The sequence below is a fragment of the Desulfobacter postgatei 2ac9 genome (assembly GCF_000233695.2).
Taxonomy (GTDB): domain Bacteria; phylum Desulfobacterota; class Desulfobacteria; order Desulfobacterales; family Desulfobacteraceae; genus Desulfobacter; species Desulfobacter postgatei.
In genome coordinates, this window is sequence record NZ_CM001488.1 from 3686454 (window position 1) to 3707273 (window position 20820).

At 47.9% G+C, this 20820-nt stretch carries 18 protein-coding genes and 1 pseudogene; 10 read left to right on the top strand and 9 right to left on the bottom strand.

Going from position 1 to position 20820, the window contains the following annotated elements:
* Nucleotides 1-38 precede the first annotated feature (38 nt).
* Nucleotides 39-1841, top strand: coding sequence for a translation elongation factor 4 (gene lepA / locus DESPODRAFT_RS17055; protein ID WP_040016068.1), 1803 nt, complete (start codon nt 39-41; stop codon nt 1839-1841).
* A gap of 69 nt (nt 1842-1910) precedes the next feature.
* Here the strand turns inward: lepA and cimA are convergent, their stop codons facing one another.
* From cimA to ilvD, 4 genes are read right to left on the bottom strand one after another with little or no spacing between them, the layout of a single operon-like run.
* Entirely contained in the window at nt 1911-3551 is a 1641-nt protein-coding gene (cimA, locus tag DESPODRAFT_RS17060) for a citramalate synthase (RefSeq protein ID WP_004075269.1), read from the bottom strand.
* Nucleotides 3548-4039: an acetolactate synthase small subunit gene (gene ilvN / locus DESPODRAFT_RS17065; RefSeq protein WP_004075271.1), complete on the bottom strand. Its 492-nt coding sequence runs from the start codon at nt 4037-4039 to the stop codon at nt 3548-3550. The genes cimA and ilvN overlap by 4 nt, the downstream gene beginning before the upstream one ends.
* A gap of 14 nt (nt 4040-4053) precedes the next feature.
* Nucleotides 4054-5745, bottom strand: coding sequence for a biosynthetic-type acetolactate synthase large subunit (gene ilvB / locus DESPODRAFT_RS17070; protein ID WP_004075273.1), 1692 nt, complete (start codon nt 5743-5745; stop codon nt 4054-4056).
* Between the two features lie 11 nt (nt 5746-5756).
* The gene (ilvD, locus tag DESPODRAFT_RS17075; RefSeq protein ID WP_004075275.1) at nt 5757-7427 is read right to left on the bottom strand and encodes a dihydroxy-acid dehydratase; all 1671 of its coding nucleotides are present in this window, start codon (nt 7425-7427) and stop codon (nt 5757-5759) included.
* Nucleotides 7428-7766: 339 nt separating this feature from the next.
* Here ilvD and DESPODRAFT_RS17080 point away from each other — a divergent pair, with 339 nt between their 5' ends.
* Nucleotides 7767-7955 (top strand): hypothetical protein, encoded by a 189-nt coding sequence (locus DESPODRAFT_RS17080; protein WP_040016069.1) that lies wholly within the window; start codon nt 7767-7769, stop codon nt 7953-7955.
* On the opposite strand, the gene larB is transcribed toward DESPODRAFT_RS17080, so the two are convergent.
* The 4 genes and pseudogenes from larB to DESPODRAFT_RS21920 form a co-directional block, all read right to left on the bottom strand.
* Nucleotides 7930-8691, bottom strand: a complete 762-nt coding sequence (gene larB / locus DESPODRAFT_RS17085; protein ID WP_004075280.1) for a nickel pincer cofactor biosynthesis protein LarB — start codon at nt 8689-8691, stop codon at nt 7930-7932. The two genes, DESPODRAFT_RS17080 and larB, sit on opposite strands and share 26 nt — an antisense overlap.
* A gap of 100 nt (nt 8692-8791) precedes the next feature.
* Entirely contained in the window at nt 8792-9055 is a 264-nt protein-coding gene (locus DESPODRAFT_RS17090) for a hypothetical protein (protein ID WP_040016070.1), read from the bottom strand.
* A 44-nt stretch (nt 9056-9099) separates the two neighbouring features.
* Nucleotides 9100-9333, bottom strand: a complete 234-nt coding sequence (locus DESPODRAFT_RS21915) for an ISAs1 family transposase (protein ID WP_040016071.1) — start codon at nt 9331-9333, stop codon at nt 9100-9102.
* Nucleotides 9305-9535 (bottom strand): annotated as a pseudogene (locus DESPODRAFT_RS21920) (ISAs1 family transposase); the annotation flags it as partial. The pseudogene DESPODRAFT_RS21920 and the gene DESPODRAFT_RS21915, both read right to left, overlap by 29 nt.
* A 306-nt stretch (nt 9536-9841) precedes the next feature.
* Between DESPODRAFT_RS21920 and DESPODRAFT_RS18875 the strand changes: the two are divergent.
* The 8 genes from DESPODRAFT_RS18875 (at nt 9842) to DESPODRAFT_RS17135 (ending at nt 19254) form a co-directional block, all read left to right on the top strand.
* Nucleotides 9842-10942, top strand: coding sequence for a sensor histidine kinase (locus DESPODRAFT_RS18875; RefSeq protein WP_371905027.1), 1101 nt, complete (start codon nt 9842-9844; stop codon nt 10940-10942).
* A gap of 10 nt (nt 10943-10952) precedes the next feature.
* Entirely contained in the window at nt 10953-11612 is a 660-nt protein-coding gene (locus tag DESPODRAFT_RS17105) for a response regulator (RefSeq protein ID WP_004075283.1), read from the top strand.
* Between the two features lie 34 nt (nt 11613-11646).
* Nucleotides 11647-12711 (top strand): cytochrome-c peroxidase, encoded by a 1065-nt coding sequence (locus DESPODRAFT_RS17110; protein ID WP_157488525.1) that lies wholly within the window; start codon nt 11647-11649, stop codon nt 12709-12711.
* 107 nt (nt 12712-12818) lie between these two features.
* Nucleotides 12819-13235, top strand: a complete 417-nt coding sequence (locus DESPODRAFT_RS17115) for a hypothetical protein (RefSeq protein WP_004075286.1) — start codon at nt 12819-12821, stop codon at nt 13233-13235.
* Nucleotides 13236-13449: 214 nt separating this feature from the next.
* The gene (gene cmoA / locus DESPODRAFT_RS17120; RefSeq protein ID WP_245531954.1) at nt 13450-14175 is read left to right on the top strand and encodes a carboxy-S-adenosyl-L-methionine synthase CmoA; all 726 of its coding nucleotides are present in this window, start codon (nt 13450-13452) and stop codon (nt 14173-14175) included.
* Between the two features lies 1 nt (nt 14176).
* Entirely contained in the window at nt 14177-15157 is a 981-nt protein-coding gene (gene cmoB / locus DESPODRAFT_RS17125; protein ID WP_004075290.1) for a tRNA 5-methoxyuridine(34)/uridine 5-oxyacetic acid(34) synthase CmoB, read from the top strand.
* A gap of 251 nt (nt 15158-15408) precedes the next feature.
* Complete coding sequence (gene rocF / locus DESPODRAFT_RS17130) at nt 15409-16305, top strand: arginase (protein ID WP_245531955.1); 897 nt, start codon at nt 15409-15411, stop codon at nt 16303-16305.
* 24 nt (nt 16306-16329) lie between these two features.
* Nucleotides 16330-19254 carry a DEAD/DEAH box helicase gene (locus tag DESPODRAFT_RS17135; RefSeq protein WP_004075296.1) on the top strand — a complete coding sequence of 975 codons (2925 nt, stop codon included), beginning with the start codon at nt 16330-16332 and terminating at the stop codon, nt 19252-19254.
* Between the two features lie 183 nt (nt 19255-19437).
* On the opposite strand, the gene DESPODRAFT_RS17140 is transcribed toward DESPODRAFT_RS17135, so the two are convergent.
* Nucleotides 19438-20739: a CBS domain-containing protein gene (locus DESPODRAFT_RS17140; protein ID WP_004075298.1), complete on the bottom strand. Its 1302-nt coding sequence runs from the start codon at nt 20737-20739 to the stop codon at nt 19438-19440.
* Nucleotides 20740-20820: the final 81 nt, after the last annotated feature.

A 20820-nucleotide genomic window follows, 5' to 3' on the forward strand; every position in this document is an offset into this window, starting at 1 on the left:
TATTTAGCTTTTTTGTCAACGCTTAGTTTGGAGCCTAATTGAAATACGATCACCCTCATATTAGAAATTTTTCTATTATTGCGCATATCGACCATGGTAAATCAACCCTGTCGGACAGATTGATACAACTATCCGGTATTATAGAGGATCGGGATATGAAAGAGCAGATCCTGGACTCCATGGATATTGAGAGGGAAAGGGGAATCACCATAAAATCCCAGACTGTCTCCCTTCCTTATACGGCACCGGACGGCAGTAAGTTTCTGCTGAACCTCATTGATACACCGGGGCATGTGGATTTTTCCTATGAAGTGTCAAGGGCCCTTGCCTCCTGCGAAGGCGCTTTGATATTGGCCGACGCATCCCAGGGGGTAGAGGCCCAGACCCTTGCCAACCTCTATCTTGCCATGGAACATGGGCTTGAGGTTCTTCCGATCATCAATAAAATTGACCTGCCTTCTGCTGAGATCGAATGGGTCAAAAACCAGATTGATGAAGATTTAGGCCTTGACAGTGAACAGGCGCTCCTTGTGTCTGCAAAAGTGGGCACAGGTGTGGACAAGGTTTTTCAGGCCATTGTTGACAGGATACCCCCTCCCACCGTGGAAAATACGGGCGCATTCAAGGCGTTGATATTTGATTCTCACTATGATGCTTTCAGAGGGGTTATCATTCATGTCCGGATTTTTGAGGGAAATATCAAAAAAGGGGACCGGATACAATTTATGTCCAATAATGCGACGTATAAGGTCGAAGAAGTGGGACTGTTCCAGATCAAGCGCAATCCCCAGAAAAGCCTTGAAGCAGGGCAGGTTGGGTATTTTATTGCAGGGATAAAGCTTATATCCGATGTCAAAATCGGCGATACGGTGACCATGCCGGACAAAAGGTGCGACAAAGCACTCGGCGGTTTCAGGGAACCCACGCCTGTCGTGTTTTCGTCAATGTATCCGGTGGCATCCGATGATTATGTGGAATTGACCGAAGCCCTGGAAAAACTCAAGCTGAATGATGCCTCCCTGATTTATGAAAAAGATTCGTCTGCAGCACTGGGTTTCGGGTACCGATGTGGGTTCCTGGGGCTTTTACATCTTGAAGTCGTGCAGGAACGCCTTGAGCGGGAATATGACATTTCACTGATTTTAACCTCGCCTTCGGTCCAGTATGAAGTCACATACGTGTCAGGGGAAGTTAAGATAATTGATAATCCAACGGAATACCCTGATCCCACAGAAATCAAATGCGTCAGGGAGCCCATTATTAAAGCGTCCATTATTGTACCGGATAAGTATATGGGAAATGTCATGCAGGTTTGTCATGAATTTCGTGGCGTCAGTACCAATTATCAGTATCTGACCTCAAACCGTATGGAAATGAAATTTATTCTGCCTTTGGCCGAGGTGGTTTATGAATTTTATGACCGTCTTAAAAGTGTGACCCAGGGATATGGCTCCTTTGATTATCAAATGGCCGGCTTTCAGGAAACAAATCTTGTAAAATTGGATTTTCTGATAAACGGAGAACGCGTGGATGCGCTTTCCATGCTGATTCACCGGGACAAGGCAGAGACCAAGGCAAGGGCTGCCTGCAAAAAACTGCGTGAAGAAATCCCAAGACAGCAGTTTAAAATACCCATCCAGGGCGCCATTGGCGGCAAAATTATTGCGAGAGAAACCATTTCAGCCTATCGCAAAGATGTTACAGCCAAATGTTATGGCGGTGATATTTCAAGAAAGCGTAAGCTTCTGGAAAAACAAAAAAAAGGCAAAAAAAGAATGAAGATGGTGGGGTCAGTGGAAATCCCACAGTCGGCGTTCCTGTCTGTGTTGAAATCTGATTGAGTTGTGTCGAAAACCCCCCTGACTTTTAAAAGTCAGGGGGGTCATGAAGCCCGTCATCACCTAGTCTATTTATGCTGATATTAGATTCTTTTTATTCTTTTCATCATTTTTCTGCCCTTTATGTTCCAGCGACAGTTTATACTGAAAGCTGTCCGCCAGAGCCTGCCAGGAGGCTTCAATGATATCCTCGGAAACACCAATGGTTGAAAAGATGTGGTCTGTATCCCGTGATTCAATCAACACCCTGACCCTGGCATCTGTGCCGTCGGATCCGTCAATGACGCGAACCTTAAAATCCACCAGATGAAGATCCCTGACGCTGGGATACATGGTCGCCAATGCCTTTCTCAGGGCATTATCAAGGGCAGATACCGGACCTTCGCCTTCGGCTGAAGTGATTTCGGTTTTGTCTCCAACCCGGATTTTTATCATGGCATGGGAATAACAGGGTCGTTCCTTGTCCTTTTCCACCACCACCCTGAAGGATTCGAGTTCAAAATGGGATTGATATTGCTCGGTGAGTTTTTCCATGAGCAGTTTAAGGGTTCCTTCGGCCGCATCAAACTCATAGCCTTCGTTTTCCATCTCCTTGATGTTGTTGACAATCAGAGATTTTTTGGATTCATCATCGCCCAGATCAACCCCAAGCTCCTTGGCCTTGTAGGCGATGTTGCTCTTGCCGGACTGCTCGGAGACCAGAACCCTGCGGCGGTTGCCCACAATTTCCGGAACCATGTGCTCATAAGCTTTGGGATTTTTCATGATGGCCGACACATGAACCCCGCCTTTATGCGTGAAAGCAGAACGGCCCACAAATGGTCTGCTGGACACGGGCGCCATATTGGCCGTCTCCGATACAAACCTGGACAGCGCCCGTAGTTTGGCCAGGTTCTCTTGGCTGATACACTCTCTGTTCATTTTAAGGGACAGGATAGGGATAATCGCTGTGAGATCGGCGTTGCCGCAGCGTTCCCCATATCCGTTTATCGTGCCCTGCACCATGGTCGCACCGGCATGAACCGCGTTGATGGTGTTGGCAACAGCCATGGCACAGTCATTGTGTGTATGCACGCCGAAAATGACATCATCATAATCCTTAAAATGGGCAATGGTTGCCCGGGTGATGGTGTCGATATCACAGGGGAGGCTGCCGCCGTTGGTATCGCAAAGCACCAGGCATCTGCTCCCGCCTTTCACAGCCGCTTCCAGGGTTTCTAAAGCAAAATCGGCATTGGCTTTATATCCGTCATAAAAATGTTCGGCATCATAGAGCACTTCACGGCCCTGGGCCTTGAGATAGGATACGGTTTGTGTAATCATGGCAAGGTTTTCTTCCCGGGTATTATTCATAATGTCAATTACATGCAGGTCCCAGGATTTGCCGAAAATCGTTACCACAGGCGCACCTGAATCGATAAGCGCCTTGATGTTGCCGTCTTGTTCACAGGTTGAGTTTTGTCTTCTCGTGGATCCGAATGCACAGATCTTGGCCTGTTTGAACTGCTTATCCCTGACCAGATCAAAAAACGCCTGGGCCCCGGGATTGGATCCTGGCCAGCCCCCTTCAATGTAGTGGATTCCGGCATCATCAAGGCGCATGGCGATCTTAAGCTTATCCTCGGGGGAGAAGAATATGTTCTCCCCCTGCATCCCGTCACGCAAGGTGGTGTCGTAAAGCAAGGCTTTTTTCTTCGCTTTTACCGTATTCATTTTCCGTTCTCCCTGCCAAGGGCTATGGTGCCGGTGGACGCAATTTCAATAATGCCCATGGGTTTCATCAGCTCAATAAACGCATGGATTTTTCCGGAATCACCCGACACTTCCACAATAAAATGTGAGACTCCCACATCAACGATCCTGGATCTGAAAATATCAACGATACGCATAATTTCGGCCCGTTTTTCAGTTTTTGCATGAACTTTGACGAGGACAAGCTCACGCTCCACGTACTTTTTTTCCGTTAAATCATTAACCGTTATGACATTGATCAGTTTATGCAGCTGCTTTTTGATCTGTTCTATGACGTGTTCGTCACAGAAGGTGGCCAGGGTGACCACTGAGACGTCCGGCTCTGCTGTTTTTGCAACGCTTAAGGAGTCAATGTTAAACCCGCGGCCGGAGAACAGGCCTGAAATCCGGGACAGAACCCCCGGTTCATTGTCCACAAGAATGGATAAAATATATCTGTTGGTTTCCATATCAATTATCCTTTTTAAACCAGAAGCATGTCAGTGATGGCCCCGCCTGCCGGAACCATGGGATAGACCGATTCTTCACGTTCGACAATAAAGTCCATAATTACTGTGCCGGGGGTGTTGAGCCCCGTTTCAAGGGTCTGGGTCACCTTGGCCGGATCATCACACCTGAAACCGGTTGCTCCGTATGCCTCGGCAAGCTTCACAAAATCGGGCTGGGCTTCCATATTGGTGTCGGCATATGCTTTGTTGTAGAAAAATTCCTGCCACTGGCGCACCATGCCAAGATAGCGGTTGTTTAAAATAACGATTTTTACATCCAGTTTTTCAGCAACAGCCGTCATCAATTCCTGGGAATTCATCTGGATTGAGCCATCCCCTGCCACACAGACAACCGTTTTATCAGGGGCCGCCGCCTTGGCACCTATGGCTGCGGGAAGGCCAAACCCCATAACACCAAGGCCGCCGGATGTTATGAAATGGTTGGGTGCTTCAAAATGATAGTACTGGGCCGTCCACATCTGGTTTTGCCCGACTTCCGTGGTAACAATGGCTTTGCCTTGGGTGACCTCATACAATTTTTCAACCACATATTGCGGCTTGATGGTGTCAAAGGATTGGTCGTACTTCAGGGGTGTTAACTCTTTCCACTCGTTGATGCGTTTAAGCCATGCAACCCGGTCGTTCATAAAATTTTCAGGTGGTTCTTTTTCCATAAGCGCGGCAATATCTGCCAGGGCCATTTTGCAGTCACCGACAATGGGGCAGTCAACGTCAACATTTTTATGGATGGATGTGGGGTCAATGTCGATTTGGATGATTTTGGCGTCAGGTGCAAATTTTTCAAGGTTGCCGGTTACCCGGTCATCAAATCTTACACCGGCCGCAAAAATCAGGTCGCTGTGGCCGATACTCATATTTGCCCGGTAGGTGCCGTGCATGCCCAACATACCCAGCCAATTTTCATCAGTTCCCGGAAAGGCACCAAGTCCCATCAGGGATGATGTAACCGGGAGCTTGGCAAATTTTGCGATCCGGGTAAATTCCTTGCTTGCTCCGGATAAAATGAGACCTCCACCCCCGAACATTACCGGTCGGCGGGCCTCTTTAATCATTTTTACAGCCGTTGCTATCTGCTTTTTATTGGGTTTGTAGTTGGGCTTGTAGTTGCGCATTTTCATAGGTTCGGGCATTTGAAAATCAATCATAGCCTGGACAATATCCTTGGGCAGATCCACGAGCACCGGCCCCGGGCGTCCGGACCTGGCAATGAAAAATGCTTCCTGAATAATTTGCGCAAGTTTGTTTGGATCTTTAACCAGGTAGTTGTGTTTGGTGCAGGGGCGTGTGATGCCCACAATGTCCACTTCCTGGAACGCATCGTTGCCGATAAGGGCTGTCGGCACCTGACCTGTAAAAACAACGATGGGAATCGAATCGCAGTGGGCTGATGCCAATCCCGTTACGGCATTTGTGGCACCGGGTCCTGAGGTGACCAATGCAACGCCGGTGGTTTTATGCGCCCTTGCATAGGCATCGGCCATGTGAACGGCCCCCTGTTCGTGTCTGACCACAATATGGCGCAGGTCGTTATGTTTAAGAATTTCATCATGGATATCAATAGTGGCACCGCCGGGATACCCGAACATAGTATCAACACCCTGCGCCTTTATCATCTTAATGAGGATTTGAGCCCCTGTCAGTTTCATTATCCGCTCCTTTATTTAAATATGGCCCCATTGCCGGCAGATGTTACCATCTTGGCATAACGGGCCATATAACCTTTTTTGATTTTGGGTTCGGGTTTTTTCCAGCCTGCTTTTCGCCGGGTCAGTTCTTCTTCAGGTACCATTAATTCAATGGTTTTGTTTGGAATATCAATGCGAATTTGATCACCTTCATGCACAAAGGCAATCAGCCCCCCCTGGGCAGCTTCAGGAGATACATGACCGATGCTGGCGCCTTTGGTGCCACCGGAAAACCGACCGTCGGTGATCAGAGCACACCGGTCATCAAGCCCCATGCCTGCAATGGCTGATGTGGGGGTGAGCATCTCGCGCATGCCTGGCCCCCCGGCCGGTCCCTCGTACCGGATGACGATGACATCGCCCGGATTGATCTGCCGCTCCATGATTGCGGCGCTTGCATCTTCTTCGCAATCAAATACCCTTGCAGGTCCCTGGTGGGTCATCATTTCCGGCAGAACCGCCGACTGTTTAACCACACAGCCTTCAGGTGCAAGGTTGCCGAACAATACGGCAAGCCCACCCTCCTTATGATAAGGATCGTTGACCGGCCGAATGACATCCGGGTATTTCACCCTGATCTTTTCAAGGTTTTCTTTAATGGTTTTACCCGTGGCTGTGAGAAGACTTGTGTCGATCATGTTGTTGTCACTAAGCTCCTTCATCACGGCCTGGATCCCGCCGGCTGCGTCAAGATCTTCAATATGGTCCTTTCCGCCGGGGCTTAAGGAGCATAAATGGGGGGTCTTTTTACTCACTTCATTAATCAAATCCAGGGGGATATCCACACCGGCCTCGGCAGCAACGGCTTTGAGATGCAGAACCGTATTGGTGGAACAACCTAATGCCATATCCACAGCCAAGGCATTCATAAATGCCTGTCTGGTCATGATTTTGTCCGGGGTGATATCGTGTACCACCAGATTCATGATCTGCATACCCGCAGCTTTGGCCAGACGCAGCCGGCTGGACATGGGCGCCGGAATGGTACCGTTGCCGGGCAGCCCCATACCGATGGCTTCGGTAAGGCAGTTCATGGAATTGGCCGTGAACATGCCTGCACAGGACCCGCAGGTCGGACAGCCGGCATTTTCCATCTCCAAGAGCTCTTCTTCGGTCATTTTGCCGCTTTGAACTGCACCTACGGCCTCGAATATGGTGATCAGATCAATTTTTTTTGACCGGTCCCGGGGGTGGCGTCCTGACAGCATGGGGCCGCCGCTGACAAAAATGGAAGGAATGTTAAGCCTTGCCGCGGCCATAAGCATGCCCGGTACAATTTTATCGCAATTGGGCACCATGACAATACCGTCAAAGGGGTGTGCCATGGCAGTCACTTCAATGCTGTCGGCAATAAGTTCCCTTGATGCCAATGAATAGTGCATGCCGACATGGTTCATGGCAATGCCGTCACATACGCCGATGGTGGAAAATTCCATGGGGGTACCGCCGGCCATGGAGATACCGGCCTTGACGGCTTTGACAATGGAGTCCAAGTGCATGTGGCCCGGGATCAGTTCATTGGCGGAATTGGCAATCCCGATCAGGGGGCGGTTAAGCTCAATGTCGGTGTATCCCAAGGCTTTCAGCAGGCCCCGGTGGGGTGCCCTTGCCACGCCCTGTGTTGCAATGCGGCTTCGTCTCATTTCTTTAAAAATCTCCTAAAAGCAAAAAAGCCGTTACCTGCCCCCCTTCGGGGCTGGTAACGGCTTTTTTTCATTAATCTTAATTTAAGCCACTAATCGCCCCTTCGCCAGGAGGTGACAATAATCACCTCCACGATAATAATAAGGACCACTAGGCTGTTAATAATATTCATTTTTATCATAATATTTTACTCTAAATTAAACATATTAATTATATATAAATAATATTAATGTCAAGAAAAAATAAAACCTTCACTTAGAAAAACTCACAGCAACGCCCATCATTGCTATGAGCGGAAATGCCTTTGAAAGGGACCGTCAGCCATGTAAGCGGCCGGCATGGATGATTTTATTTCAAAACCAGTTAATCCCCAGGCATTAATTGAACGTATTGAGGCATATAAGTATGGAACCGTGGCTTCAGTGGCGTTTGACCCCCCGGATTTTGACATGCCTGGTCCTGAAATGTATGACATTGAGAAACAAGAACAAGCCCTCACCGCTAACGTTCAACCCCTACATGGTTAATAGTGGAGGCCATATAACCGGCCCCAAATCCATTGTCTATATTAACCACTGCAATATTTGAACTGCAGGAATTAAGCATACCCAAAAGGGCGGTCATGCCGTTGAAGCTTGTGCCGTAGCCAATACTTGTGGGAACAGCAATTACAGGCGCTTTGACAAGGCCGCCCACCACAGAGGGCAGGGCGCCTTCCATACCTGCGGCAACAATAATGACAGACGCTTTTTCAAGATCTTGCCGATATGCGAAAAGGCGGTGGATGCCTGCGACCCCGACATCAAAAAGTGTTTTGACCTCATTCCCCATGGCTTTTGCCGTTAAGAAGGCTTCCATGACCACAGGAATATCTGAAGTCCCTGCACTGACGATGAGAATTGTACCCCGGCCTGTAATGGCGGGGGGCTGTTTTTCTATTTTTAACAGATGGGCGTCATCAAAATATTGTGCATTGGGAAACCGTGAAAGCACCGCATCTGCCTTATTCTGATGAATGCGGGTTACAAGCACGATATTTTCCGATTGTTCCAGTTTTTCAAGAATGGCAATAATCTGTGCCGATGTTTTGCCCTGCCCGAAAATAACCTCGGGGAATCCTTTGCGAAGAGCTCTGTGATGATCCACATGGGCGCAACCGATATCTTCAAACGAAAGGTGTTTTAATTGATCTGCGGCCTGTCCAACGGGCAGTGCGCCCTCGGCCACCATGGAAAGAATTTGTGTTAATGTATCAATGTTCATATAGCGTCTAAGCGTTTTGCCTTTTCAACCAGGCAAGTCCTTTCCCTGCTTTATTTGTTTCTTCCTAAGACGAAGTCTCCTCCCGGGCAGAAGGCGCTTCTTAAGCGGCCGGTGCCTGCCGGGAAGGTATAGTCTTGTCTTTGCCCCACTGGTAATGACCGAATTTACAATACCCCCGAACATTATTGAATCGTGCATCAATGCTCTTGGGAATGGGGATCACATTGCCTTCAACTGATGATATCAGAAATTCGGCCAAAGGGATAGATCCACCGCCGGATACGATAATGGAGTCAATATCCCAGTCATTTTTCCACAGCCGGTTTAAATTAGAGGCAATGGTCGAAGCTACATGTGTATACACCCGTTTTTTTAAGATTGACCACTATCCACCCAGGGCAAACGCACTTAAATTGTATTGACTCCAAGCACTTTCATGAGGTAAGAATTATCCCATCCTGCTTGCAGACGTTTGACATTTATGCTCTTTTTCAAACTGTTTTCCTGCTTCAGCAGGTTCGTGGCAATGTGGCGTACCATTGCAAAATTCTCAGCTGCATTACCGGCTCGCTTTCGACACTCATCCTCCCTGAACGCGACATCAAGCACCCAATGCAATTTTTTTCTGGCATCCCATGGCATCTATCGTGACAGTATTCCTTGAAATATCAAGTAAATCGAGCAATTCCGGAATTGCTGTGATTTCATTTGAGTTTTCATCCGTTTTTAACTGCCCCAGTACCATATTCGTATCTGATGCCCAGGCACTCACCATATGAATTGCAGATTTGCCATTCGTTTTGTCATGTGAGTGTCTTAGTGTTTTTCCATCCACTGCAATGACAGTTTCCGGCAGTCGCTATTAACTTATGCAACTTCTGCCTATCCAATCAAGGGTCATTTATCTTTGAAAACTCCGATATTAGCGTGATATTTGAGGTGGTCATTGTTGAATTCCCTGAAATGAGGTTATAAAAAAGGTGTTTAAATATCAGGAATCTTCAAACACCGCAAACCTCTCTTCAATCAATCAAAAATTTTAATGCGTTTGCCCTGGGCAATTGCATGTAAAAAAAATACCTAATCTTTTTCATTAATTATCGATACTTTTTTTGACAAAAAGTATTTTTCCACTCTACCATCAAAAGATATAGAAAGCAGTGTTGCCGGGGTTTATACCACAGAAAAAGGCCCGCTTCTTGTGGCGTCGCGGCCTGTCATCCGAAGTCTTCACCAGGGGCCGGCAAAAGGCTATTTGATCATGGGTCGCTTTCTGAACGAGGCGTACATGAAAATCCTGACGGACCAGACCAAGGTGGATCACCGATATTGGCTTTCACAGGACCCCTCCATTCCGGCGGAATCCCGGTCGATATTTGAAAGAGTTCAAAAAAATTCCGGTCCCGTATTTGAAGAGCAGGATAAAAGCATGCTCTTCGTATACAATGTTTTCAAGGGGTTGACCAGTTCATCCGACCTCATCATCCGCGCCGAAATTCCCCGGCAGATCATGAAATATGCAAAGAACACCATGTTTCTTGTTCTGATTTCCACTGTGTTGGCCGGATTTACCCTGCTGTTTGTGATGTTTTTTTTATTGAATCAGGTGGTGATTGACCCCTTGGGGAAACTGACGGCGTGGGTTGTTTCGTTGGAGTCGGCAAAACCGACTTTATTTCCCTTTTGTTTAAACAGGAACGATGAAATCGGTATTTTGTGCTTTGCGTTTCAAACGCTTTTTAATAAACTTACCCAGGTTCATAAAAATTTGCAGGAAATCAATCTTCGTTTGAATCAGGAAACCCGGACTTTGACTTTTGAAATCAGCCCGCCGATACTTTATGAACTGGGACTGAAGCCGGCCTTGGAATGGCTTTTGGAAACCACCTGCAGGGAACATGGTATCGACACTTTTCTGGAAGGAGATCTGGAGGGAGATCGGCTGGATAACAGTTTGAGTATTCTTATTTTCAGAACAGTAAGAGAATTACTCCACAATATCATCAAACACGCAAACGCTTCGGAAACAACGGTGCGCTTGTCTCAAGGAGCGAATTTCTTTGAAATCTGTGTTACGGATAACGGGATTGGGTTTGATCCTGAAAAACAGTATAAAAATATCGGTTTCGGCCTTTTCAGCATTCGTGAACGCTTCAGCTCCATTGGCGGAGAGTTTTCGATCTTGTCTAAGTCCGGTGAGGGAACCCGGGCAATTTTAAAGGTCCCGTATAATTTGAAACATACCGTTTAAAGGAAACACCATGAAAATAAATATTATTCTTGCCGATGATCATCATGTGATTCGTGAAGGTCTCAGGCTGCTTCTTGAACGGGAGACGGATCTCCTGGTCCTTGCCGAAGCTGACACTGGAAGGGCCGCCCTGTCTGCAGTTAAAAAATTCAACCCTGATCTTGTGATCATGGATGTCTCCATGCCTGAGTTAAACGGTATGGAAGCCACCCGGAAAATCCTGTCAGAAGCCCCAGCCACTAAAGTCCTGGCCCTTTCCATGTACTCGGACAGGCGCTTTGTGGAAGGGATGTTCCAGGCCGGTGTGTCCGGCTATATCCTGAAAAACTGCATCGCAAGAGAACTGGTTTCGGCCATCCGCCTGGTGGCAAAAGGGCAGGTCTACATCAGCCCTGAAATTGCAGGGACCATTGTGGACGGATACCTGTCGCGCCTTGTGCCTCAAACTGATACAACCCATCGCTTACAAAGAAAAACTTTAACCGATCGGGAACGCGAAATTCTTCAATTGATCTCCGAAGGTCAAAATTCCAAAGAGGTCGCTGAAACACTCCATGTCAGTTCAAAAACCGTCGATGCCCACCGGAGAAACATCATGGAAAAGGTCGGCGTCCATTCCATTGCGGAGTTGACCAAATTTGCCATACGCGAAGGGATAACCACCCTGTAACCCCATGGTACCCGGCTCTTTTTTCCTGAACTCTATGAAAAAGTTGACAGGTATTCTGGTAAGTTCCTTATTTTTAATTTCGGCAGCCTGGGCTGCCGGAGGCAGTCCTACCGTCAGTTCCGATATTGAAAAGCTCGGGATGCGGCTTTATAACGACAAGAACATGTCATTTAACGGCACACAATCCTGCCGGAACTGCCACCATCATTTCAGTGGATTTGCAGATATCACAAATCATCTGGATCCTTATACCAATTTTGTTTCAACGGGCGCAGATGGCGTCAGCAAAGGCGGGCGCAATGCTCCTTCCTCTGCGTATGCCGGATTCAGCCCGATACTGGCTCTGGATGAAGCTTCCGGCGAATGGGTCGGCGGCATGTTCTGGGACGGCCGCGCAGCTGGCTGGGATCTGGGCGACCCCCTTGCCGAGCAAGCCCAGGGACCGCCGTTAAATCCCGTTGAAATGAACATGCCCAGTAAAGCGTCGGTGATAAATGTGATTCGGACTTCAGATTACGTTAACCTCTGGATCCGGGTTTTCGGCAAAGGATCACTTGATGACGTGGATGCTGCCTATGATAAATTTGGTGAAGCCATCGCGGCATATGAACGCTCCACTGATATCACCAAATTCACTTCAAAGTTTGACACAGTACTAGAAACAGACTTTACCGCCGCAGAACAGGCGGGCAAGACTCTTTTTCAAACCAATTGTTCCTCATGTCATTCCATGGAGGCGGCCTTTGATGCGCCGGCCCCACTTTTTACCAATTACCAATACGCCAATATCGGTGTGCCGGCCAATCCGGGAATTCCATCAGATGAACCGGATTTAGGTCTGGGGGACATAGTCGAGGATTCAGCCCAAAACGGTAAGTTTAAAATTCCAACTCTCCGCAATATCGCGCTTACAGCCCCTTATTCTCACAACGGCGTATTCCCAACCCTCACGGCAATGCTTCAGTTTATCAATGACAGCAGTAAGTTTACACCGGAAGTGGAAGAAAACCTGTCAACAAAAGTTGGAAATCTGGGGCTAACACCAAATCAGCTGAAAGAGATCGAAGCCTTTTTAATGACCTTGACAGATGATTATTAATAAACGATAACTAATGTATTAAAAAAACTATGAGTGCCTGCCTTCGGAGTTTCGGAAGATAATGCATATAACGGCGGGGGCAGGCCGCCAACACAGGAGAAAAAGCCATGGCAAAAAAAATGAAATCCTTTTGTTTGTCTTTTTGCAGTTTTGTGGCCCTTTCACTGATTCTGCTGCAAATGCCTGTCCCATGTTACGCCTTTGACATTCAGATTGATGTGTCTCCGAATGTGCTCAACATCCAGAGCAAAAGTACAATTGTCACAGTTCATACGGACATCGCCTACAAACTGGTGGACGTAGAAACCGTATCATTGAATGGCGTTGACATGGACTGGTGGAAATACGATGACAGGGGCAATTTTGTCGCCAAATTTGATTCAGATAAAATCAAAACATTGGACGACCTTATCATAGGCGATTATACACTGACATTGACCGGAGACACGATCGACGGAGATACCTTTGAAGGAAGTCATGAAATCATGGTGATAGACAACATTCCGGCCAGCCGTCGGGATTAAACCTGGCCTGAGATTCTTTTTCCAGTATGACCTGTCCGAATATGTGAATTATTTGAAGTGCCTATTATACCGCCCATAACCAATTATCATTGAAGACCATATCAAAAACGCAGCTTCCAAAAAGCTGAATGAAACAGCTTGGTAAGGTTTTTCCAACCGCTTGCACAAACCCTGTAAATGATGTATAGATGCCCGGATTAAAATGGACGGTACTATGAATAAAGACAGGGTATTTGCAGAAAAACTGACCACCATCACACCTTTCAGGTTCAACGAAAAAGTCGCCCGGGTATTTGACGATATGCTGGTCAGATCAGTACCTCTGTACGGCGAAGCACTTAAACAACAAGCAAGAATTGCCCGGCAGTTTTATCAAAACGGCACACGGATCTTTGATCTGGGATGTTCCCATGGCAACCTGGGTGTTCTGCTTCTTGAGTGTTTTGGCTCAACTGCATTTAAAATGACCGGCGTTGACAGTTCCTGGCCCATGATCCAGCGATTTCAAAAACGGCTGTCCGTTCATGACAGCCAGGGGTGCATAACTCTTGCCTGTGCCTGTATTGAAGATATTGTGATGTTAAACGCATCTGTGGTGGTTATAAACCTGACGTTGCAGTTTCTTGATCCTGAAAAACGCGACAGGCTTATTCAATCGGCCTTTAAAGGCCTTTGCAAAGGCGGCATATTGCTGCTTACGGAAAAGACCGTTCACGCTGATCCACAAATGAAAGCCCTGGAGCAGGAGTATTACTACCAGTTTAAACGGGAAAACGGCTATACAGATCTTGAAATCAGTCAGAAGCGGGATGCCCTGGAGCGGGTATTGGTTCCCGAGACCGTGGCAGAACATGAAAACCGTATCCAAAACGCCGGATTCTCCGTCTTTAATGTCTGGCTGAAGTGGTTTAATTTTACATCCATGATTGCTGTTAAATAAAATGGAACACTTTTTAGAAAAATACGGTCACCTGGGATGGAACCAATGGTATGATGCCCTGGAAAAACTGGTAAAAAAAAAAAGAGCCTTTCTTGAGTCTGCCAAAGGAAATTTTGAAAAGCTTAAAAAGGTGGTTGAAGAACTGCCTGACATTTATCCCAATGTTGTTGATTTGTCATCTGATCTGTTATCCAGGGCCGTCAGCATCGGACAGGCATGCCAGCTTTTACCCGATGAAAAAGAGAGACTTTACAACGGCCTTGTCCAGCTAAGCCCCTGGCGCAAGGGCCCCTTTGATTTTTTTGGTATTCACGTTGATTCCGAGTGGCAATCCTGGATGAAATGGGAGCGTCTGGTGCCCCATCTGCCCAGTCTTAAAAATAGAAAAATTTTAGATATCGGTTCAAGCAACGGCTATTACATGTTTAAAATGGCGGCGTCAGACCCCATGTTTGCTTTAGGCCTTGAACCCCAGAGTTATTTTTATTACCAGTATTGTGCGGCGCAAAAATATCTGGATCTGAAAAATGTATTCTGTCTGCCGGTCGCCTACGATGAGCTGCCTGCCATGGATGGTTTTTTCGATCTGGTGCTGTGCATGGGCATTTTATACCATCGTAAATCCCCGGTGAAGATGCTCAGACAGATCCATGACAGCCTTGTGCCTGGCGGCCGGGTGGTGGTGGAAAATCTGGTCATCCGGGGGGAAAATAATTATTGTCTGTTTCCCTTTGACCGGTACGCTAAAATGCGCAATGTCTTTTTTATCCCGGATCTGTCTGCCATGGAAGCCTGGCTTGTCCGGGCGGGGTTTTCAGATATCAGGTGCGTGGATATCACAGACACCACCTCTGAAGAGCAACGCAAAACCCAATGGATTCAAACGGAATCCCTTGAAAATTTTCTGGATCCAGAAGATCCGGAAAAAACCGTTGAGGGATATCCGGCACCGGTGAGGGCTATCTTTCTGGCAACCGCTTAATATAAAGATATCCGGTCAACACCTTGTTGAAGCAGGTTTCTGACCAACCCAATGGTATGTTGGGAGCGAAGTTTATATTTATTCTCCATGGCATCTCCATAGTTATTTAAAATCAGTACGTTAAAACCTGTTCGTTAAGATTCGCAACCGGGTTATGTTTTTTGAAATTTATTGAATAGGTTTCTTACTCTATGATATATGACCTGTCAACCAAAGCTGTCCTCAGACAGCCACATGTAAAGGATGTCAATATGACAAAACCCATCAGCATTATCGGTGTTCCCATGGATTTCGGTCAGATGCTCCGTGGTGTGGATATGGGTCCGGCAGCGTTACGGTACACCGGATTGATCCCAAAGCTTCGCCGACTTGGGCATGATGTGAAAGACGAAGGGGATATCCCCATCCCCGTGCGTGATGATGATCCTGCCATCAAAGGGACAAAAGACCGGTATGTCAAAGAAATCACCCAGATCAGTCAAGATCTTTATGAAACAGGATGCCGGGTAATGGACCAGGGCCGTATGCCGATTTTTCTGGGTGGTGACCATGCCATTGCCATTGGTGCCGTGGCCTCGGTGGCAGTTAAAGGACCTGTGGGACTGATCTGGGTGGATGCCCATGCCGATTTCAATACCCCGCAAACATCGCCGTCTGGAAACATCCATGGCATGCCACTGGCCGTTCTTACGGGGGACGGCTATCCATGCCTTGTGGATGCAGGACACCCCGGTACAAAAATCTCCCTGGATAACGTGGTCATGATCGGGCAGCGGGATCTGGACCCCGGGGAAAAAAAGCGCATCAAATCCACCGATATCACCATTTTTACCATGCGTGACATTGACGAGCAGGGTATCAGTGGCATTGCCGCCAAAATCATGGTTCAGTTTGCCCACTTGAAACGCTTTCACCTAAGTTTGGATATGGATGCCCTGGATCCGGTTGAGGCCCCGGGGGTCGGCACCCCTGTACCCGGCGGCATCTCCTACCGTGAGGCCCATCTGCTCATGGAGCTGCTTGCGGATTCAGGAAAACTTGGTTCCATGGACTTAGTGGAGATCAATCCCATCCTTGATGTGGCCAATAAAACAAGCAAACTGGCGGTGGAACTGATTTTGTCCGCCTTAGGTAAAAGCATTCTTTAGGTTTGCTGGGGTTGCCGTTTAATCGTGGGTCTTAATGAATATATTACCGGATTAAAATCCTTTAAGGGGTTTGCAGGGGATATTGTCAGCCATAGAACATTTGATGCCCAACCTGCAGCATGGGCATCACCGGACATCTTTCCCTGTTTTAAAAATGACTTGTCCCCCCTTCTTGCAGGCGTTGGCATTAAACATCTCTATACCCACCAGGCCCGGGCTATTTCACTCATCCTTGACCGATGTCATACGGTTATTGCAACGCCCACGGCATCGGGTAAAAGTCTGGTGTATAATCTGCCGGTGATGGATGCGCTGATATCCGACCCCAGTGCCCATGCCCTCTACCTGTTTCCCCTCAAAGCCCTTGCCCGGGACCAGTTGGACACCGTTAACAAGATGCTGGCCAAGACAGGTGCTGTGTTTTCAGAGCCCTTGACTGCGGGTGTTTATGACGGGGATATCACAGGGTATCAAAAGACAAAAATCCGCAATCATCCGCCCAATATCCTTTTATCCAATCCGGAGATGCTGCACCTGGCCATGCTGGCCCATCATCATTTATGGGCATCTTTTTTCGGAAACCTTAAATACATCGTGGTGGATGAGGTACACACCTACCGCGGGGTCATGGGCTCAAATATGGCCTGGGTGTTTCGAAGGTTGTTGCGAATTTGCAGGTTTTACGGATCTGACCCCTGTTTTATTTTTTGTTCAGCCACCATTGCCAACCCCGGACAGCTTGCTTCGGAATTGACCGGGTTGCCGGTGACGGTGGTGGATGAACAAGGCGCCCCCTGCGGGAAAAAAGATATTTTAATGATGAAGGGACTGGAGGGCGCGGCTCAAACCGCCATCACACTCATCCATGCCGCCGTATACCGAAATCTTGCCACCATTGTCTACACCCAGTCCAGGAAAATTACCGAACTTATTGCCCTATGGGCGGGACAGCGGGCCAAAACCATGGCGGATAAAATATGCGCCTACAGGGCCGGATTTCTTCCCGAGGAACGGCGGGAGATTGAACAGAAATTGGCCAATGGCGAACTGCTTTGTGTGGTGTCAACGTCTGCGCTTGAGCTTGGCATTGACATCGGCAATCTGGACCTCTGCATCCTTGTGGGGTATCCGGGAACCATGATGTCCACCTGGCAGCGGGCAGGCAGGGTAGGGCGCGGCGGCAATGATTCCGCCATGATCCTTATTGCCCATGAAGACGCCCTGGACCAGTATTTCATCAATCATCCGGACATCTTTTTTACCATGCCCCCGGAAACTGCCCGGATCAACCCTGAAAATCCCCAGATCCTGGATCGCCATTTAGATTGTGCGGCTGCTGAACTCAGCCTTGATGCCGATGATCCCATGTTAAGACCGCCGGTTGTACAGGAACGGGTACAGGCACTTGGGCGTCAAGGCAGACTGCTCTTAAGCCGGGACGGCAATACCTGGTTCTCCCCCCGCAAACGCCCCCATAGAGAGGTCAGTTTAAGAGGAAGCGGGCACACCATTCCCATATTCAAGGAGGAGACCCGGCAAAGCCTGGGTGAAATCGACCGGCACAGATCCTATTTTGAAACCCATGAAGGTGCGGTTTACCTGCACCGGGGACAAACCTTTGTGGTGACACTTTTTGATCATCTCAAGGGTGTGGTCCGGGCAAAAGAGGAAAAGGTCAGTTATTACACCCGGGCAAGATCTTCGAAAAATACTGAAATTATAAGTGTGGAAAAAACCTGTCAGGTCAAAGGTACCCGGGTGGGTTTCGGCAAATTGAAAATTCGTGAACAGGTCACAGGTTATGAAATGAAATCTGTGTCGGGCCAAAAATCCCTTGGCATTGTGCCCTTGGATCTGCCGGAACTGATCTACGAAACCCAGGGGCTGTGGATTGAGATTCCGGACTGGATCCGGCAGCGGGTTGAAATGAAATTTTTGCACTTCATGGGCGGGATTCATGCTTTAGAGCATGCGGCCATAGGCATGATGCCGCTTCTGGTGATGACCGACAGAAATGATCTGGGCGGGATATCCATGCCCTTTCATCCCCAGCTTGAAACGGCGGTTGTTTTTGTCTACGACGGCGTGCCGGGTGGTTTAGGGCTGACCTTACAGGCCTTTGAGAACGCAGAGATCCTTATGAAGAGAACCTATGAAGCGATCCGGGATTGCACTTGTCAAACCGGGTGCCCGGCCTGTGTACATTCACCCAAATGCGGGTCAGGAAACCGTCCCATCGACAAGGACGCGGCAAAGCAAATTCTTCAGATGCTCCTTGAACAAAAGACGGGGCAGAGGGAATCGGCGTTTGTGCAAGCCTCAGGACCGCCTCTCTTTTCCGATATTGCCGTCTTAAAAAAAGAGATCCATGAAAAAAAAACTGGGGTGATATCTCCCAAAAGATATGCCGTGCTTGATATTGAAACCCGGCGGTCGGCCAAGCAGGTGGGCGGATGGCACAAAGCCGAACGCATGGGGGTCTCCTGTGCTGTGCTTTACGATTCCCTTGAAAATGATTTTCTGGTTTATTACCAGGAGGATATGGAAAAACTTGTGGAACGGCTTAGACAGATGGATCTTGTCATCGGGTTTAACATTATCCGGTTTGATTACAAAGTGCTGTCCGGGTTAAGCCGGTTTGATTTTCACAACCTTCCCACCCTGGATATGCTGACAACAGTCCATGAGCGTTTAGGTTATCGACTCTCACTCGAGCATCTGGCCGGACAGACCCTGGGCCTTGAAAAAAGTGCAGACGGTCTTCTCGCCTTGAAATGGTGGCAGGAAGGTCGTCTGGATCTGATTGTGGACTATTGCACCCAGGATGTGCGTGTCACCCATGAACTATACACATATGGCCGGGATAATGGTTTTTTGCTTTTTAAAAACAAGGCCGGTCACCATGTCCGCATCCCTGTGGACTGGAAGCTGATGTCAGACCTGACGTAATTAAATTATCCAAAGTACCATAAAAACGATTTATCCGCTCCGTCCTTGATTCGGACCGGAGACTGACCGCCTACATTGCTATGATCATTGTTAAAGACTAGGGCTTGCCCGAATTAAGAAAAAAGGTGGGCATGGTATTCCAGACACCCAACCCATTTACCCATGAGCATTTACAAATGGGTTCTAATCGGGTAGCAAATCATAAAAATACATCATGGCATCGGACCGGGTGATGATGCCGATAATTTTTCCCTCTTTCATGACGGGAATTCTTCCGATATCATGTCGGATCATGAGGCGGGCCGCTTCAAAGGCGCTTTTATCATAATCAATGGTGATAATTGTCCGACTCATAATGGCTTTAATCGGGGACTGCATCTGGGCTGATTTTTTGACTTTTCTGAAATCGCGTCTTGAAACAACGCCCACAAGATTTTCGTTATCGTCTACAACAGGCATGCCTGTACATCCGATCTCCCGCAGCATCATGGCCACATCACCCACAGGGGTGTTTGCGTTTACCGTTATCACAGGGTAAGACATGATATCGGAGAGCATGACTGAGGAATACTGGTTGCCCTTGAGCAATTCGAGAACGGTTTCCAATAATGCATCCGGATTCGCGCCCTTGACCAGGGCCGAGCCTGCTCCGGGATGGCCTCCACCTCCCAGGGAGCGCATGAGTACACCGATATTGATATCATCCACCCCGCTTCTGCCGATTACCATGCAATTGTCTTTTGGCACGTCCCTGAATATGCCGATGGCCACGTCTACATTCATCAGTTCCCGGTACATCTGCATCACCATGGCCAGGTTTTCCACCCGGCCGTCCAGTTCAACCCGGGATACACTCAATGAGAAGCCGTTAAACTCACTTCGTTCCCCCTCCTGTATCATGTTAAAGAGAATATCTTTTTGTTTTTTTCCGTAAGCCGGTTGCAAAAAGGTGCCCAGGATATTGAGATCCGCCTTGCGGTCCAGCAAAAATCCTGCAGCATAGGCGTCTTCCGGACGGGTCGACGGGTAGGTCAGATGACCTGTATCTTCATAAATGCCGATTAAAAACAAGGTGGCCTGGATCGGGGTTATCCGTTTACGTTCTTTTTCGATCTGTTGGACAAGCATGGTAGCTGTAGACCCTATCTGGGCAAGATGTAATTCCCGAGCTTCAATATCTCCTTCTTCGTGATGGTCCCATACAATGACCTCAAGGTCGGACTTTTCGGATAAAACGCTTAAACGCTGGTCCAAACGGGACCATGAGTGGGTGTCTACACAAATAAGGGTATCTACCGTATCCAGATTCACTTCATTAGGTTCCCACAAATTAAAAAGATCTTTGTGAATGGCTAAAAAATTTTTAAGGTTGGCATTCACTGTCCCGGGAAGGACGGGCTTAGCATCTGGATATATGAGGGTGGCTGCCACAAGGCTTGCCAGGGCATCAAAATCAGAGCTCTTATGCGTGGTGATGATTTTCATAGGGCCTCTTTGTTGTTCGGGATTTTTTCATCAGGGGCTGTTTGATCGGATATTTTGTCGGATATAATTTCAATAGGCTTT

Coding starts and splice junctions, on each gene's coding strand:
- DESPODRAFT_RS17115 (WP_004075286.1), top strand. CDS start 12,819: ATGGCAAAAAAAATGAAATCCTTTTGTTTGTCTTTTTGCAGTTTTGTG.
- cimA (WP_004075269.1), bottom strand. CDS start 3,551: ATGAATACGGTAAAAGCGAAGAAAAAAGCCTTGCTTTACGACACCACC.
- DESPODRAFT_RS17080 (WP_040016069.1), top strand. CDS start 7,767: ATGGATGATTTTATTTCAAAACCAGTTAATCCCCAGGCATTAATTGAA.
- cmoB (WP_004075290.1), top strand. CDS start 14,177: ATGGAACACTTTTTAGAAAAATACGGTCACCTGGGATGGAACCAATGG.
- cmoA (WP_245531954.1), top strand. CDS start 13,450: ATGAATAAAGACAGGGTATTTGCAGAAAAACTGACCACCATCACACCT.
- DESPODRAFT_RS21915 (WP_040016071.1), bottom strand. CDS start 9,333: ATGCCATGGGATGCCAGAAAAAAATTGCATTGGGTGCTTGATGTCGCG.
- rocF (WP_245531955.1), top strand. CDS start 15,409: ATGACAAAACCCATCAGCATTATCGGTGTTCCCATGGATTTCGGTCAG.
- DESPODRAFT_RS17105 (WP_004075283.1), top strand. CDS start 10,953: ATGAAAATAAATATTATTCTTGCCGATGATCATCATGTGATTCGTGAA.
- ilvD (WP_004075275.1), bottom strand. CDS start 7,427: ATGAGACGAAGCCGCATTGCAACACAGGGCGTGGCAAGGGCACCCCAC.
- ilvB (WP_004075273.1), bottom strand. CDS start 5,745: ATGAAACTGACAGGGGCTCAAATCCTCATTAAGATGATAAAGGCGCAG.
- DESPODRAFT_RS17140 (WP_004075298.1), bottom strand. CDS start 20,739: ATGAAAATCATCACCACGCATAAGAGCTCTGATTTTGATGCCCTGGCA.
- larB (WP_004075280.1), bottom strand. CDS start 8,691: ATGAACATTGATACATTAACACAAATTCTTTCCATGGTGGCCGAGGGC.
- ilvN (WP_004075271.1), bottom strand. CDS start 4,039: ATGGAAACCAACAGATATATTTTATCCATTCTTGTGGACAATGAACCG.
- DESPODRAFT_RS17110 (WP_157488525.1), top strand. CDS start 11,647: ATGAAAAAGTTGACAGGTATTCTGGTAAGTTCCTTATTTTTAATTTCG.